1 pseudogene is annotated in these 402 nt (G+C 72.1%); it reads left to right on the forward strand.

The window, feature by feature from the left end:
* Positions 1-217 precede the first annotated feature (217 nt).
* A pseudogene (locus PUR56_RS07390) lies at positions 218-402 on the forward strand (beta-ketoacyl synthase N-terminal-like domain-containing protein); the annotation flags it as partial.

A 402-nucleotide genomic window follows, 5' to 3' on the forward strand; every position in this document is an offset into this window, starting at 1 on the left:
CGCCGCGCTCGGGCACGCGCTCGGCCTCCCGGTGCACGGCGTCTGCACCCTGGACGCGATCGCCCACCGGGCCCGCGCCGAGGGGCTGGCGGGCGAACCGTTCACGGTCGCCACCGACCCAACAGCCACGCTCAAGCCCCAGACGCCATACGGGCGGTAACTTGGTGACTGGAGTTCTGCCGTGTGCACTACCGAGCTAACCCGGCCTAGCCCGCCGACGCCGGATGTGTTCGTGGAGTTCTCGCGTCAGCGGGGTCTGGCGCCGGACGGCCGGTGCAAGTCGTTCTGTGCGGGTGGGGAGGGGACGGGTTGGTGCGTGGGGTTGGGGATGGTGCTGGTGGTGCGGTTGTGGTCTGCGAGGGCTGGCGGTCGGCAGGTGCTGGCGGTGGTGCGGGGCACGGC

The sequence above is a fragment of the Streptomyces sp. BE303 genome, from assembly GCF_036290945.1.
In the GTDB taxonomy this organism is placed as follows: Bacteria; Actinomycetota; Actinomycetes; order Streptomycetales; family Streptomycetaceae; genus Kitasatospora.